Source organism: Blautia hansenii DSM 20583, assembly GCF_002222595.2.
Classification (GTDB): Bacteria; Bacillota; Clostridia; order Lachnospirales; family Lachnospiraceae; genus Blautia; species Blautia hansenii.
In genome coordinates, this window is record NZ_CP022413.2 from 1,905,817 (window position 1) to 1,920,626 (window position 14,810).

Annotated in this window: 25 protein-coding genes; 9 read left to right on the forward strand and 16 right to left on the reverse strand. The window is 32.1% G+C overall.

Annotated elements, in window-relative coordinates; genetic code table 11:
* Nucleotides 1–13: 13 nt before the first annotated feature.
* The 16 genes from CGC63_RS09610 to CGC63_RS15340 all read right to left on the reverse strand — a co-directional run bounded on the left by CGC63_RS09610 (nucleotide 14) and on the right by CGC63_RS15340 (nucleotide 8,535).
* A complete protein-coding gene (locus tag CGC63_RS09610; RefSeq protein ID WP_003020519.1) occupies nucleotides 14–496 on the reverse strand; it encodes a hypothetical protein in 483 nt (160 codons plus the stop codon).
* A 25-nt stretch (nucleotides 497–521) separates the two neighbouring features.
* Nucleotides 522–1,364, reverse strand: coding sequence for a DUF5688 family protein (locus CGC63_RS09615; RefSeq protein ID WP_003020515.1), 843 nt, complete (start codon nucleotides 1,362–1,364; stop codon nucleotides 522–524).
* Nucleotides 1,365–1,795: 431 nt separating this feature from the next.
* Nucleotides 1,796–2,053: a hypothetical protein gene (locus CGC63_RS09620; protein WP_003020513.1), complete on the reverse strand. Its 258-nt coding sequence runs from the start codon at nucleotides 2,051–2,053 to the stop codon at nucleotides 1,796–1,798.
* Nucleotides 2,050–2,340 carry a hypothetical protein gene (locus CGC63_RS09625; protein WP_003020511.1) on the reverse strand — a complete coding sequence of 97 codons (291 nt, stop codon included), beginning with the start codon at nucleotides 2,338–2,340 and terminating at the stop codon, nucleotides 2,050–2,052. Before CGC63_RS09625 ends, CGC63_RS09620 begins: the two co-directional genes overlap by 4 nt.
* Before the next feature lie 18 nt (nucleotides 2,341–2,358).
* A complete protein-coding gene (locus CGC63_RS09630) occupies nucleotides 2,359–3,228 on the reverse strand; it encodes a DUF6551 family protein (RefSeq protein ID WP_089438681.1) in 870 nt (289 codons plus the stop codon).
* A gap of 27 nt (nucleotides 3,229–3,255) precedes the next feature.
* Nucleotides 3,256–3,603: a hypothetical protein gene (locus CGC63_RS09635; RefSeq protein WP_003020504.1), complete on the reverse strand. Its 348-nt coding sequence runs from the start codon at nucleotides 3,601–3,603 to the stop codon at nucleotides 3,256–3,258.
* An 85-nt stretch (nucleotides 3,604–3,688) separates the two neighbouring features.
* Complete coding sequence (locus tag CGC63_RS09640) at nucleotides 3,689–4,150, reverse strand: hypothetical protein (RefSeq protein WP_003020502.1); 462 nt, start codon at nucleotides 4,148–4,150, stop codon at nucleotides 3,689–3,691.
* Nucleotides 4,143–4,424, reverse strand: a complete 282-nt coding sequence (locus CGC63_RS09645; protein ID WP_003020500.1) for a hypothetical protein — start codon at nucleotides 4,422–4,424, stop codon at nucleotides 4,143–4,145. Before CGC63_RS09645 ends, CGC63_RS09640 begins: the two co-directional genes overlap by 8 nt.
* Nucleotides 4,425–4,554: 130 nt before the next feature.
* Nucleotides 4,555–4,704, reverse strand: a complete 150-nt coding sequence (locus tag CGC63_RS15335; protein WP_003020498.1) for a hypothetical protein — start codon at nucleotides 4,702–4,704, stop codon at nucleotides 4,555–4,557.
* Between the two features lie 169 nt (nucleotides 4,705–4,873).
* Entirely contained in the window at nucleotides 4,874–5,071 is a 198-nt protein-coding gene (locus CGC63_RS09650) for a hypothetical protein (protein WP_003020491.1), read from the reverse strand.
* Between the two features lie 14 nt (nucleotides 5,072–5,085).
* On the reverse strand, nucleotides 5,086–5,502 hold the full coding sequence (locus tag CGC63_RS09655) for a hypothetical protein (RefSeq protein WP_003020489.1): 417 nt from the start codon (nucleotides 5,500–5,502) through the stop codon (nucleotides 5,086–5,088).
* A gap of 37 nt (nucleotides 5,503–5,539) precedes the next feature.
* Nucleotides 5,540–5,725, reverse strand: a complete 186-nt coding sequence (locus CGC63_RS09660) for a hypothetical protein (RefSeq protein ID WP_003020487.1) — start codon at nucleotides 5,723–5,725, stop codon at nucleotides 5,540–5,542.
* Nucleotides 5,726–5,744: 19 nt separating this feature from the next.
* Nucleotides 5,745–6,146 carry a hypothetical protein gene (locus CGC63_RS09665; RefSeq protein WP_040351109.1) on the reverse strand — a complete coding sequence of 134 codons (402 nt, stop codon included), beginning with the start codon at nucleotides 6,144–6,146 and terminating at the stop codon, nucleotides 5,745–5,747.
* Nucleotides 6,147–6,219: 73 nt separating this feature from the next.
* Complete coding sequence (locus CGC63_RS09670) at nucleotides 6,220–7,029, reverse strand: hypothetical protein (protein ID WP_003020482.1); 810 nt, start codon at nucleotides 7,027–7,029, stop codon at nucleotides 6,220–6,222.
* A 972-nt stretch (nucleotides 7,030–8,001) separates the two neighbouring features.
* Entirely contained in the window at nucleotides 8,002–8,208 is a 207-nt protein-coding gene (locus CGC63_RS09675; RefSeq protein ID WP_003020478.1) for a helix-turn-helix domain-containing protein, read from the reverse strand.
* A 186-nt stretch (nucleotides 8,209–8,394) separates the two neighbouring features.
* On the reverse strand, nucleotides 8,395–8,535 hold the full coding sequence (locus CGC63_RS15340) for a hypothetical protein (protein WP_003020475.1): 141 nt from the start codon (nucleotides 8,533–8,535) through the stop codon (nucleotides 8,395–8,397).
* A gap of 642 nt (nucleotides 8,536–9,177) precedes the next feature.
* Between CGC63_RS15340 and CGC63_RS09680 the strand changes: the two genes are divergently transcribed.
* From CGC63_RS09680 to CGC63_RS09720, 9 genes are all read left to right on the forward strand, one after another.
* Nucleotides 9,178–10,368 carry an AAA family ATPase gene (locus CGC63_RS09680; RefSeq protein ID WP_003020472.1) on the forward strand — a complete coding sequence of 397 codons (1,191 nt, stop codon included), beginning with the start codon at nucleotides 9,178–9,180 and terminating at the stop codon, nucleotides 10,366–10,368.
* A gap of 210 nt (nucleotides 10,369–10,578) precedes the next feature.
* Entirely contained in the window at nucleotides 10,579–10,851 is a 273-nt protein-coding gene (locus CGC63_RS09690) for a hypothetical protein (RefSeq protein ID WP_003020466.1), read from the forward strand.
* Nucleotides 10,838–11,122 carry a hypothetical protein gene (locus CGC63_RS09695; protein WP_003020464.1) on the forward strand — a complete coding sequence of 95 codons (285 nt, stop codon included), beginning with the start codon at nucleotides 10,838–10,840 and terminating at the stop codon, nucleotides 11,120–11,122. The genes CGC63_RS09690 and CGC63_RS09695 overlap by 14 nt, the downstream gene beginning before the upstream one ends.
* Nucleotides 11,122–11,808: a metallophosphoesterase family protein gene (locus CGC63_RS09700; RefSeq protein WP_003020461.1), complete on the forward strand. Its 687-nt coding sequence runs from the start codon at nucleotides 11,122–11,124 to the stop codon at nucleotides 11,806–11,808. Before CGC63_RS09695 ends, CGC63_RS09700 begins: the two co-directional genes overlap by 1 nt.
* A 1-nt stretch (nucleotide 11,809) precedes the next feature.
* Nucleotides 11,810–12,133: a hypothetical protein gene (locus CGC63_RS09705; protein ID WP_040351108.1), complete on the forward strand. Its 324-nt coding sequence runs from the start codon at nucleotides 11,810–11,812 to the stop codon at nucleotides 12,131–12,133.
* A 19-nt stretch (nucleotides 12,134–12,152) separates the two neighbouring features.
* Complete coding sequence (locus tag CGC63_RS09710; protein ID WP_003020455.1) at nucleotides 12,153–12,500, forward strand: hypothetical protein; 348 nt, start codon at nucleotides 12,153–12,155, stop codon at nucleotides 12,498–12,500.
* A gap of 15 nt (nucleotides 12,501–12,515) precedes the next feature.
* The gene (locus CGC63_RS15345; RefSeq protein ID WP_003020452.1) at nucleotides 12,516–12,671 is read left to right on the forward strand and encodes a hypothetical protein; all 156 of its coding nucleotides are present in this window, start codon (nucleotides 12,516–12,518) and stop codon (nucleotides 12,669–12,671) included.
* Between the two features lie 16 nt (nucleotides 12,672–12,687).
* A complete protein-coding gene (locus tag CGC63_RS09715) occupies nucleotides 12,688–13,815 on the forward strand; it encodes an RNA-guided endonuclease InsQ/TnpB family protein (protein WP_003020449.1) in 1,128 nt (375 codons plus the stop codon).
* Nucleotides 13,787–14,083: a zinc ribbon domain-containing protein gene (locus CGC63_RS09720; protein ID WP_089438683.1), complete on the forward strand. Its 297-nt coding sequence runs from the start codon at nucleotides 13,787–13,789 to the stop codon at nucleotides 14,081–14,083. The genes CGC63_RS09715 and CGC63_RS09720 overlap by 29 nt, the downstream gene beginning before the upstream one ends.
* Nucleotides 14,084–14,810 lie beyond the last annotated feature (727 nt).

Below are 14,810 nucleotides of genomic sequence, written 5' to 3' on the forward strand. Positions count from 1 at the left end.
AATTACTACCTATTTAAATAACCCACTGTTTCAATACAATACATTCTCTATCGTATTTATTTACCCAATACCAATGGTCTTCCCTTTCCCATTTCAACCAGCCTTGAAGACCTGCTAACAGGATGTAACCTTCTAAAACTGCACAAGCCATATATCTTGGATGATTTAGTACCATATCTTCCTCTGAGATTAGCTCGATTGGTAAAGCTTTGAATACACTTTTTCTATCATCCCATTTCTTATCTGGAATAGAATACTTATATAATTCATAAAGCATACGAACACAATTCCACGGTTCGCTTTTAATTTCTTCTATCTCATTTCCTTCATAAAAATAACCATCCAAATCGGATGGCTCAATAAGAATATTTTCACTGGAATATATTCCATTTTTAATTACTTCTCTTCCGTTAATGACCAGAGTTTTATCTTGCAGGGAAATTTTATAACTTCCGTTTTTGGCTGCATTTAACAATTTTTTAAAAACACTTGTCACTTTAATTTCTCCCTTCGTATATTGATTAAAATTCTAACAAGTATGCACGACTTGGAAGCTGTTCTTCTGGTTTTACTTCTGTATTGTTTACTTCTGATACCATCTCACTTAAAACGGATAAATCAAATTCTCCGTTATCCGGTATGATAATCATCTCATGTACAGATGAAGGTAAAACATAAAGTCTAGCGACACCTTTCTTCTGTGCAAATTCTTTCAATGCTTTTTCATTCAAAATCGCACTTGCACCTTTCATTTTGTCAGAATTGGAAATCACATACATCATATCGTCTTCTTCCTCTTCTACTGGTGCTCCGATTAATTCACTCATCATCTGAGACATTCCAACAATATGAGTTTCTTCGCAGATATGCTTATAAGCTATTTTCCATGCTTCTTCCTCACTAATATTCCATTGTTTTAAATGACAAGTTTCAATTTTCATAGAATAACTTTCATCTTCTTTTCCATTTTCCATTAGTAACAAGTATGCCTCCATTCCTGTAAAATTATCTAAATCATGTTTTACTAAATTTTCATCTGAAGATTTTTGAATTGCAATACTTAAATGTTTCATTACCCAGTCACGATTCATTAAATAGCGTATCCATCTCCTTCTTTGAATTTCCATTTTCATACAGTCCTTGCTATTTTCGTACACCTTAATAAATTCATCTACTACTTCTTCTAGTGTCTTTTTACGTTTATCTGCCTCTTGTATCATCTGTTCTGTATATATTAACGGATTTACGTCTTTTTCATCATGTACTAAAATGCCTTTACATATTACTCCATTTTTTACAGTATCTTTCATTTCCACATTAAATCCCTTTACTTCTAACTCTCTAATGATATCTTCTCTTGTCATGCTTCTTTTCCCCTTTACTTTTTATATTTGTTTTTTGTAGTAGTCCTATCTCGACACATTTCTATATTGTAGTGATGCTATGCTACTGCTTAGGCGTATTGATACGCCTTGCTGTAGGATAAGTTAAAATATAATAGGCTTACTATTAGATTATTAGATAAGTGTTCTGCAACAACACATTTCTTAATTCTATTGATATTTGTATGCAGGGTAGAAGCAGTGGTGCTTCTATCCTGACATGAAATTAAATCATTCAGTTTACTTATCATTTCGCTTGTGCCAACGATTGATATAGCAGTTCTGTTACAACACATTTCTTTATGGAATTGATGTAATTCATGATCCGGAGGCATGAATGGGTGATATGCCTCCGGATCATGAATGGTAAATACAACAGCTTTGCTATATACGGAATGTGCCTTCCCTTTATATTAAATAATGATGATTTTATTTGTAAGCATAATATAAAAACTTAACAATAATGGTAAAATAAAAGCTCCATCACCACATAATATTGCAATGATAGAGCATAAAGATAAACCAAATCCTATACATTTTTGCTTGATAAGTTTTTTCCTTTTATATCTGTTTTTCATTTGCCTTTTCGCTATAAATTCTGGATACAATATTTCTCTTGCCTGTTCTAATGTGTAGTAGTCATATTCTGCCACAACTTGTGATTGTTTCATTCTTCTACCTCTACTAAGCTATAGTGATATATTACATTACACATGCTTTCAATTTCGCTTATAGGAAGTTTCAAAAACTGTTCTACATCATTGGAAACTATTCCAGAAGCTTGATATGTAGTGCTATCTCTCACTTCAAGGCAATTATAAAGAATCTTTCCACGTTCACAGATTAATGTTTCTTGTCTGTAAATATCATCTATATTTGTTTCCTTTTCGCAAGCTGTGTAATGTTCTTTGCCATAAGAAGTAATATCTCTTTTAAATTCTTTAATAAAATCTTTCATATATTAATTCTCCATTATTTATGCCATTTTAGAAATACTTTTCCCTTTTGCTGCATCCAATAAATAGTTTGATAACGCTAACTCTACATCATGAGATGGATAAGCAATAAGAGCTGATGCACACAAATTCAAAGGAGTAGTTTCAGACATAGCTTTTATCATTCTTTGCTTTGTCAAATCATCTGGCTTAAAAGAATATACTCTCTTTAATGCTCTAAAAGTTCGTGAGTCAAATGCTCTTATTTGATTTTTCCATCCGGCACTTTCAATAATATCAAAAATCCATATCAAACCTTTTTCTCCATATTGATTAAGAATTCCTTTTGCAGTGGTAATACTACCTATTTGTGTATCACTTGCTTTTGCCTTTGTACCAATTCTCACTCCATATTCGTTGCAAATCTTAGTCAAAGTAACATCTTCATATTTCCCAGCAGCTAATCCAGCTTTATATCTATCGTATGGGGTAAGCTTACTTCTATTGTCATCTTGTGTCAGGAAAATATCAATTTCGCTTTCATAATCACTCTGGAATAATTCAGCTCCAATATATTCCCTATGCATCAGCATGTGAGCGTAAATCCTGTGTTGTCCTGCTGGACAATAAAAACGTCCATCTCTGTAATTCAGTTTAATTGGATCATAAGCAGCTTCGATAAAATTAGCAGCAATTTCGCTTGCTTTTGCTTTTGAAAAAGTTTCTGTTCTCTGGTAGCTGTCATCAATATAAATTAAACATAATGGAACATTTGCCATAATTTTATTGCCAACTTTATTATGGCTTGCAATATTAAAAAGTCTTTCTACATCGCCTTGAATTGTTTCTTCTGTTAAACCTAATGCTAAACGCATTTTATCTAATTCATTATTTACAATTATTCTTTTCATAACTATATCCCTTTCAATTACTTTTAATTACATTGCTACTTCCTGAGCAAAGAAATGATTATCCTTTCTGTTATAATGATAGCAAGTTACATGAATTCCATAGCTATAACATACATTCAAAAAACTAATTAACATACTTGAAAAACCTGTCATATATAAATTGATATGCACTTTGTAAGTTTCTGGTTTGAAAAAGAAATTTCGCTTTTTGAAACCTTTTGAATGCAAAATATCCAGAAGTTTGATTTCTGCTTTATTTTCCAATGCTACAATTTCAGTTATGTCAGGTGTATAATCAAAAATATAACCATCAATAGCTTCTGGAATATTGTAAGTGTATTTACTTTGAGACAATGCAAGAGTTAATGTTTTCATTTTCCTTTTCCTCCTTTCTTTTATAATTCAATAAAACCCACAAACAAATTTCCGTTTATGGGTTCAATCAATTATAAAAGATATTTTATTTTTTAATAGTGTATATATTTCCATCCTTAGTAGTGATATGTATTTCTGTTTCCGTTTCTTCTACGCTTTGGATTTCATTAAATCCCACGTAGTTTTTAAATTTTGGAGCATAAATATTTTGGGTTTGCGTTGCATAAAGTTCATTTCCGTTTGCTAGAGACAATGCAATTTCTGTTCCGTCTGTGTTCCAATCTACAATATCTCTAATATCAATTATGAGATTGTCTTCTAATTTCTCTTTTGAGATATTAAGCTGCTGATTATCGACAGTCAGTATTATGCTATTTTCCGTTGTTTCAATATATTCAACATCAAATCCCCTTAATTGGTTATGACTATAATGCCTGAATGTGAAGAGTGTAAAATTCAATAATAGTAAAATAACGCCTGTTAATATTGTTAAAATAAAACAAGCCTTTTGAAATTTCTTTGTTACTATTTCATCATTATCATACATAGCTAAAATCTCCTTGTAATCCTGTAAATATAACCATTTTTCCATCATCTCTTCTGTGAACAACTCCACAGCCATGACTGTAAGAATTCCACACCAGCCAACCGGGATTTCCTATGGGCTTTTCTTCTTTATTTGGCTGATACACATAATGAGGTTCTATCCCTTGTTTCTCTTGTTCTAAAGCATTGTTAATTATTTCAGTTTCCGTTGCCACAACACACTTTCCGTTTTTTATACCAATAATATAGCTTTCCATAACATTATTCCTCTTCATAATTGTTTCCTTTTGCTTCCTCATAAGCTGCTAAAATATCACTTGTCCATGCTTCCATAGTTTTCATCTCCTTTTGTACATTAAAAAAGACGTGATAATTCACGCCTCTTTCTGTATTTCTATTTTCCCTTTAAAACAAAGCTATACAGCCTGTAATAAAAAATCCTACTTCTGCCATCTTTGCACAAAGTAAAGTTCCTTTCACGTCTGTTTTATCTATTTTTGCAAGTCCTTTTAAGAGGATTGACATAACACCTAATACGATTGATACCTGTGGCATGATTATTTATCCTTTCTGTTTCTTTTATCTTCTGCTTTCTTTTCTGATTTAGTCGTGCGTCCTGCACAATATTCAGTACGTGTATTTTCTCCGCAAGTGTGAAAATATATGCAATTTCTACAAGGGTACTGTGCTTGCTGTTTCATTCTCATTCTATTCTTTTCCCTTTCTATACAAATTCAATGTAAATAGTATCTGTCAGATTTTTTACCTGTTCACAGCCCACACTTTCTACTGCTTCCTGAATTTCGCTTTCCGTTAAAAAACTACCTTCAAATGTTCTTTCCACAGCATTAAGAATGGATTGTTGCAAACGTAAAGGTAGTTGACAGGTGTATAATTCTCTATATTTTTCTGGTATTCTCATTTTCTCTTTTCCCTTTATAATTCTCTATAAAACCTGTAAAAATCAGGATGTCGTTTGAGATAGTGTTCAAAGCTTTTATAACATTCTGCACCATATACAAAAGCTCTTTTCTTTCCTGCATTGACTGCTTCAAGAAAAATTCCCTTATTTAATTCTTTATAATAATAGCCATGATCAAGCGTATGGCATCCGCTGCCTGTTGCTTTATTTGGTACGTATTCAAGGCTAGTTGTAAAGCCGTAGGGGTAGTTTGTAATATCAACGTAAATCATGCTTATGCCATCTGTCATAAGTCCATAGGCATAATCTGGTGATTTGTTTATAAACACTCTCAGTCCTTCTGATTTCGCTTTTAACAATTCTTTCTTTAATGCTTCTTTTTCCTCTAAAATAGTCATATTTTTCCCTTTCTTTGAAATATTTTTAGGCATAAAAAAGACTAGGCAAAAGCCTAGCCTGAAATATATTTTATGAAAACTGCAATACACCTGTTTTCAAAAATCTTTTAAACACTCTTATAGCATCCTCCTCAAAAAAATTAGCTTTATTGTTGTAGTAGTTAATAATTGCGTCAATAATGCCACCTACTATATTTTCTTTTCCCGCTTTTTTCCCCATTTCCTTTAAAGTAGCAATCAATTCGATAGTGTTCATATTTTACACTTCCTTTCTTTTAATTGTATACACGTCTGAAATCGTGTATTGGTTCTTTACAACATTCATAATCTGTCACTGTACCTGAAAAGCCTAAGCGTTGCCCTCCAGAACCTCTTTTGTGCTTCCTGTCGTGTTTCATCATACGTTTATATGTATTGAAACTTTCCTTTCTTTTATACTTGATATGGTTCTTGCGGTAGCAATTCCATATTTCTTCCGTCAAGTCGTTTTTATCGTGCGTGAGCACCCATTTTCCCTGTTTTGGTAAATAGCAATACATTTCTAATTTCTTTGTTCTTTTATGCCGGAAATCATTGGATACTAAAACCATACCATTTTCAAGGTATAAAATAACAGAACCTATTGGAAAAGTTCTGTTGCGTACTGCTGTTGAGCGTAATAAATATTCTGTTTTCACTTTTAAAGTCCCCTTTCTTTATAAATGTATACTATTACGGGATTGAAATTTTTCAGTCCCGTAAACTATACACTTATTTGAAATAGTGTTTCATAACAATCTGGCATACTGTCTGATACAATCCAGAGTAGTTATATGTAATTTTACCTGTCTTTTTATCCTTTTTACCTCTTACTAAGGTGTTTACCTGTCTTCCGGCAAAGTCTACTACCCCTGTAGCTTCATTCTGACTAAATTTATTTCTAAAACCTTTAACGTAGCAATCGTTAAGCAGTTTTTTATCATCAGCGTTCATTTTTACACGAGTTTTGTCAGTGTAAGATGTGGCAAAAGGTAAGCTGAAAGTATTCTTGATAATGCTTTCTAATTCATTAGAGGCTTTCTTGTATGCCTCTTTTACTTCCTTACTCATTACAAGACAGCCGTCATCATTAGATTTGGAATTGATATGGATTGTTTCCAGAGCGTCATGCAGAGCTTCCCCTTTAAAAGTTTCTACAAGTGCGAATTTTACAAGTCTGGAGTTGTCCCATGTTGCCAGTACACGCAATACGTTGCGTACTACTTCGAGTTTGTTGCCGAAATGGTCTTCGTTCTTTTTGGTCATATCAGCAATAACTTTGTTGTATGTATCTTTTGTTTCAAATAAACTCGTGTTAAGTGTTTCTAATACCTGTTTTTCCGCTGTCAGTTTGGATTTTAAAGCTTTGATTTCTTCCTCGGTAATATCATCTTTTTTCAAAGATTTTTCAAGTTTTTCAATAGTTTCTTCACTCTGGGAAATAAGCATAGATGTTTCTTCATGTTTTACGGCTGTGAAAAACTCATTTTTCATTTCAATAGTAGCGTTTTCAGATAAAAAATTGATGTTTAAAGTTGTCATAATATCACCTTTCTGCCATCTTTACGGCGTGACGTGCCAATTATTTATAATTATAGTTACTGTGCTTTTAGCACTGGAAAACAGTCGATTTTTCAACTGCTTTCCAGCATTAAAAGGATTATATAGACAGTAGGGAAACAACGGTCATGCGAGTTAGCGTTACCCAACGTCAAGAAGTACAAGTGTTACCTTGTCACTCTGCCACTTTGTTTATACTGTCTATCTCTTATATATTGTATGCTACTTATAAGTTTACTCATTTTTGAGTTATGAATTCAGTAACAAGTACGCTTTTTTGTGATAGCGTGATTTTTAACGAAATGGTTCGCATTTCTTAATGAGCTTTTTTCGTTTATCTGTCAACGTTCACTGCCTAGAATATAAACTAGGATAAACTACTTTTCTCTGGCAAGTTTACTCTTGCCCTACCGCCGAATAAAGTCTAAAAATAGTTGTTCTATTCGCCGTGTCAAGCCATGCAATCAATTATAAAATATAATATGTTTTGCACTCTTTAGGACTTTTCTGGATAGTCCCTACATCCGTTATATTAAATTTGTATATGCACAGTCCTAATAGGATTGCATACTATCCAACTATCACGCAACCTGTTTTATACTATCTAGGATAATACAGCATTGTTGTTCCTTCATTGGAAAGGTTTTTTGTTTGGGATTATAAGTCAGACTTGACAGAATAGATAAAATACACTAGAATAAAAGTGTCTAGTTTTTATACAGGTATTATTATCTGTTTTCTGTCAGAACCGACTATCTTTAGTTGGTTCTGATTTTTTTTGTGCTTATTTTCTCCTTTCATTTTGGTGTTGGTTTACAAGTTACATATTGCAAGGGGTTTACCATTCCTAGACCTAACAAAGAGGTTCGTTTTACAAGATTTGGTATCGTTCCTTGTCATGGTTTTATAATACCACAGTTTTAAGTAGTTGTCAACCATTTTTTATTATTTTTATCATACTTTTTTTATCAATACTTCTGACACTTCATATCCTATAATATTAAGTATGCGGTTAGCGTCATCCAGGCTGAATTGCTTTTTATTTAAAAGCTTATCAAGTGCTTGTCTTGATATGCCCAGCTTTTCAGCTAGAAATACTTTGTTTATACCATTATTGATAATATAAGTATTTACAAGGTTTGACAGTTCTTTGTTTGTCATGTTTTTATACCTCTCCTATTATGTAATATAATATAAAGAGTATACCATACAGAGTAGGTATATTGCTATATGTATAGGGTTTATTTATGTGTAATGCCTATGCGGTTATAGCAGTATAAAATTAAAAAGGTGCAAGACCCTAATAATTTTATAAGACCTTACACCTTAACCAATAATGTTATTTAGTTACTTGCTCTTTACTTGCTCTTTAGGTTCATGTGTTTCAATGTATTCTATAATATCCAGAATTTCATCACTTGATAGTCCTTTTTCGCGCAGTCTACGAATTAGGTTTACTATCTCTTTTCCCGTCATGTAATCACCCATTCTTTCTCACTCCTCTATATTATAAGCGTTGTTTATGGTTACTTATAATATAATACAGTGTGTGTGGTTTGGCAAGGTGTAAAGCCTTATAAAGTTATCAAAGTGCAATGTGGATAACTCCAATAAGAATTGGAAGTTATTTAATGATTTATTGGTTTGGGGAAATGTGGATAATGTGGATAAATAAGATTTTTTCCCCGATATGCCAAACAGAAGAACTAAAAGAGGTGTCCCCCTGTCGTTGGTCTTATATTACCACACTCTTTCCAAAAAGTCAATCAAGAATTAAAATTTCTTTGCAAAATATGTATTTTACTTACTTTTTTGCGTGTCTAGGGGGTGCTTTAAAACTCAAAAAACACCATTTTTCAGGCTATAACCCCTTAGCTGGTACATCTACAAACTCTAACCCTCTAAACCCCTCTAAAACCCCCATATTCCCCCTTTTCTCCCACCATCCTTACTCTTCCTAGTCCCCTTCCAATCTCCCCAATTATCCCCTCATTCGCTCATCTCTCATGCCCCTAAATCTCCTCTCTCATTCTTCACATCAAATCCTCCAAAATATAATATTTCATTTATATATTGACTTTTCGTTTAGAGTGTGATAGCATACCAATATAATAAAGAAAGGACGTAATCATGAATAAAATAAACACTTTTAAAACGAACACCCAAAGAAAAATTCGTACCATCTCAAACGCATTTTTCAATAAACAATTAGAAACAGCCACCAACAACACATTGAGATTTTTCTCAAATTCACTTAAAGAAAATTTCTATCCAACATTAGATATTGGTGCTAATCGTCAGATATACACTACTATTTCTAACACAATAAAAAGAGCAGCAAAATCTGCTGAAAAATTCTGCAACAAAAATGGAGATTTAAATCACAATAAAACTATACTTCTAAAAATTGACAACATGAACGCTTACATGTTCATCAGAACAGCCGATGTATATAATCCATTATCCGGTTGTTATCCCCGATTTTACATTACATTCTTAGGCATCGAAGCACTTAAAGCTAAAATCAAATTTATAAACACTATGAACTATGTACAAAATTATGTTCAAAATAACAAAGTAGGTGTTAATACACTTTATTTAGATAAGAACAGAAAAACGCCTAGTTGGGCAATAAGCTATCAATCAGTAACAAATAAGGGGTTAGATGAAATCTTTTCTGATACAGATATAAGCTATATAAGCAGCTTCTTAAAAGAGTGGAAAACAAATAGAGATTTATATGAACAGCTAAATATTATTCATAAAACAGGCATCCTACTCTATGGAGCACCCGGAACAGGAAAGACTTCCATCTCAAAAGCAATTGCCAAAGAATTAAATACAGACCTGTATGTTGTAAATATGGGGGATTTCAATGAAGCTCAAATAGAACGAATAAAAATAGAAATGGACGATTGCGATGAAGATACAAGCATTATTCTACTCGAAGATATTGACTGTATATTCTCTACTCGTGATAATCTCAAAACTGAAAATCAGCAAAAAGCTGCACAGTTATTACTCCAGTTTCTTGATGGTGTATTCTCTATTCCAAATACGGTTTTCATTGCAACTACCAACCACATTGAAGATTTAGACCCTGCACTCATTCGTGATGGACGATTTGATGTTAAAATCGAAATGAAAAATCTCTCACAGGAAACCGCAAATAAAATGTGCAAACACTTCAAACTTACAGATGAAGAAATTCTTTCTATATTAGAAAATGAAACATTCCCTATAAATCCCGCTTATCTCCAAAATAAAATAGTAACTCGCATTATTGAAAGGAGTAAACCATGTCTCTCCATGATGCCCTAGTTACTGTGTGCATTGCACACTTAACGAAGTTAATCGGTAATCAGGTTTTAGCTGAGTCAATACTCGTAATGTTAGATTCAGATGATAAGTTATTTTGGTATTTAAGCAAAGAGAAGAAAATAAACAAAACCATTTATGACCACCTATCAAAAGGAAACATAAGTACGGGGGATATATTAAAACTGAAAAAAAATTTGGAGAAACAGTACAATGAAGATAATTAAAAAGAATATAGAATATAAAGGTGAAAAGTATCGTGCAGTAATTAAAACAGGAGTCTTTATTACAGTAAAGCTATACAAAACAAACAAGTTTTTTCCTGTATTTAGAGACTATGCTGATTACTCTGAGTTTACAGACTATCCTGACCTAATTAAAAAAATATTTCATACGTATGAAGATGTAATATTATGTCAAGAGAAATCAAAAAAATTGTATCAAGATTTACAAGAATGGAACGGAGTGATTGATGAAAACATTTAAAACATTAAAGAAAGAATGCATATATCGAAATGAGAAGTACAAAGTTGTTATAAGCAAATATATTGGTCAATTTATTGGACTTTGCTATAAAGTAAAAATTCGAAAAGTCAATCGCCTTCATAGTAGAAGTTACTACATAGAAAGAATTGATAATACTTATAAAACAGCAGTAGAAGAAGCTTTTGAGCGTTATGGAAAATACTTAGATAATAAAAATGAAGAAGAAAAAGATATTCAAGAATTTAATTCATGGAATGGAGTGATTGAATAATGTTCTACGTAACAGGTGATACACACGGAAACTACGATATATACAAGCTATCAACACCAAGTCTAAATAAAAATAACATCTCTCTCACCTCTAATGATTACCTTGTTATATGTGGAGATTTTGGATTAGTATGGAATAACTCACCAGATGAAAACTACTGGCTTGACTGGTTAAACGAAAAGCCATGCACTACTCTATTCGTGGATGGTAATCACGAAAATCATAACCTATTAAATCAAATGAAACCTATGCTGTGGAATGGAGGATTTGTGCATCAAATTAGACCTAAAGTAATGCATTTAATGAGAGGTCAGATATTTAATATTGACGGAACAACCTTCTTCACTATGGGAGGAGCAGCTTCGGTTGATAAGCAATTCAGGAAAGAAGGTGTCTCATGGTGGGCTGAAGAAATGCCTTCAGCAGAAGAATATAAAACTGCAAATAAGAACTTAGAAAAAGCTAATTTCAAAGTAGATTATATTCTTACCCATACTGCTCCTACCTCAATTGTTAATCAATTAATACCAGAAATTAAACCGCCTGATAAACTAACAAACTACTTAGAGAATATAAAAGAAAATGTTGATTATAAACATTGGTACTTTGGTCACTTCCATATTGATGAAGATATAGATGATGAGCACACAGTTTTATATAACAGTATTATTAAAATTGGAGAATAAAATGAAAAAGAAAATATTGATTGCACTGTTACTCGTTGCTACATTGTCAGCACTTACAGGCTGTTATCAAACCAATACAAATATCAACATTGGCTCTGATAACGAAAATGCTGTAATGCAAGTGGGAATAGGACAGCTTAAAAAAATAAATAAAGGCTATTTATACTACGATGCAACAACAAATATCGTGTATTTCTGGAATGGGAAGATATCCAGCGAATATAGCTCAACCGCTCCATCGCCCTACTACGCACCAAACGGATTGCCATATAAATATAATCCGTCAACAAATACATTGGAAGAAATAACATTGCAGGAAGAATAAAAAATAAAAAGGTATTCACATGGAGTCAAACATGAAAAGTCTACTCTCCTCTTTAGAGAAAGACTCAGAAAACATTAAAGCATATAAAATACAACTCATCCATGAGTTATCCGTTGCAGACCAGAAAATAACTGACATCTACCATTATATAGAATTTCATCCGCTTAATGCCTGTCAGGGATATAAAATGGCAAAGCTACTACAGGATACATTAAAGGAACGTAGAGAAATTAAGAATGAATTAGAAATCCTTGGTCAAATATATGGATTTAATCTAAAAAGTATTGCTAATGGTAAATTAGAAAAAGCCTCTAAAACCAAACAGAAAAAATACAAGCCAAGAATATTAAAAGAATTATTTGAATAAAAGGAGAAATGTAAAATGAAAACATTTTTATTTATAGCAGGTTTTTGCTTAGAAGTTGCATGTTTTACCACTATTATAAATCTGTACGACTGGAAAGCTTTTGCATTATCAATAGGAGCTGCTCTTGGTGCATCTATAGTTGGTATAATGAGGAATAAATTGGATAGATAATTTAAAAGGAGAGAAAATGACAATGTTTGAACGGTACGTAAAATTACCTGTATATACAATTAATTTAAGATTGTACCCAACTTCTTCTCAAAAAGAAACTATTGATACCATTATTCATGAACTTCACAAAGCATGCAACATAGCGGTATACGATATGTTTACTAATCTTACAAATACAACTGAACGTGAAGACAAGGAAAGCAAACAAAAGATACACTTTCCAAATATTAATACTATGATAAAAAAAGATTATTTAGAAAAACTCAGAGAAGAACGACCTAGTATTTCTATTATCCCTGCTTCTGCTCTATCCGGTAACAATGGAGTTTTTAAAAGAGACTTATCAAAAAGGCTAGACGCTCAAGTAAGTGAAGGCAATCAGAAAAAGAAAACAAATGGAAAAGGTGTAAAGCGACCAATCGAAAGCAGTAAAGCCCCTTATTACTCAAAGAAGCATCCAAGAAGAAGTTATACGTATCAGGAGACATTAAGCAAAATTATTTTCAATGAAACTAACGACAATGTAGTACATCTCAACCTAAATAAAGTTGGACGGATCAAAGCAAGAGGAATGAAAAATTATCTTAGAATTCTAAGATTTGATGAAACTTGCAACATGACATTCAAAGAATATTGTGAACTACATAAGCGTACAGCTCACCTCTTCACTATTAAAAAAGACAACTGCGGAGATTATTTTATACAGATTTGTTTAAAGAATGTATATAAACTTATTAAAGACAGTGATAATAAAAAAGAAATAGGAATTGATGTTGGCGTTACTGATTTAATGATTTTATCTGATGGAACAAAATATAGTAATCCAAGATTTAAAAATGGAGAACATGGCGAAGTTCAAAAGCATAGAGAACAGCTACATAGACAACTTTCAAGACGAGAAGGTTTTGCAAATATTAAATTCAGAGAAAAATATAAAGTTGACCATGATACTCTTCCATCAAAACGTTATCAGGAAACCAAACTACAAGCCGCAAAGCTTGAAAGAAAAGTAGCCAGACAGCGTAAACATCACATGGAGAACATGGTTTTAGATGTTATCAGACAGTCAAGCTTTATAGGAATCGAAAATTTATCTGTAAAGGATATGATGAAAAATGTCAAGAAAAACAAGAGTGAAACATAATAATTTATCAGACGCAGCTATGGGAGAAATTTTAGCACTGTTAAAAAGAAAAGGTGAAGAATATAATGTTCCAGTTGTTGCAATCGGAAGATACGATAAATCAACTCAACCATGTAGTAGCTGTGGATTTGTAAATACTCAGGTAAAAGATACAAAAATAAGAAAGTGGATTTGTCCCAAATGCGGTATACAACATGATAGAGATATAAATGCAGCAATAAATATTTTAAATATTTCAAAGAAAAAATATAAAAAATCTATTGCTTAATAATATATGGTTGCAGGTTCAACGCCGCCAAGTGCGAATATAAAGTACACATAAATTACATGGCAATTCGCACTAAAGTAGATAAAAGAAATTTGATAGTAGTATATATACTATGATTACTATCACTATATATACGAAACAAAATATTGCTTTTATAACCATAACATTATGTAAATTATACAAAATATGATAGTCACATTTATGTATTTTTGCTGATGTAATTTACATATATGTGTGGATTGAAATCAAGGGGGTGCTAAAATGGAATATCTCTTTTTTAGAGGTAATTTATATATATGTGCGGATTGAAATCAGAAGTTCCACCAGTATTTTTTCTGGCTGCGAGGTAATTTGCATATATGTGAGGATTGAAATAAGTTTTAGTACACTAAAGCGTTTAAAACAATAGAGATGTAATTTACATACATGCGTGTATTGAAATTACCTGTCTAGGGCGGTAGCCTATAAATTATAGATAGAACTTACATAGGTAAGATTATTATATCTCAGACAAGTAAAATAACATGACTAATATTATAAATATTATAAATATTATATATAAAATATAGGTAGGAGGTTCAACCCCACCTTGGTGCGATTAGACAGTGAACATATATTTCTTAATAGATTCGCACCAGAAGTAGATAAAAGAAATCAGTTAGTACGATAGTTAATCATAGCAATATGTTAATTATTCGAAAACAGATAATGCTTTTATAACCACAAA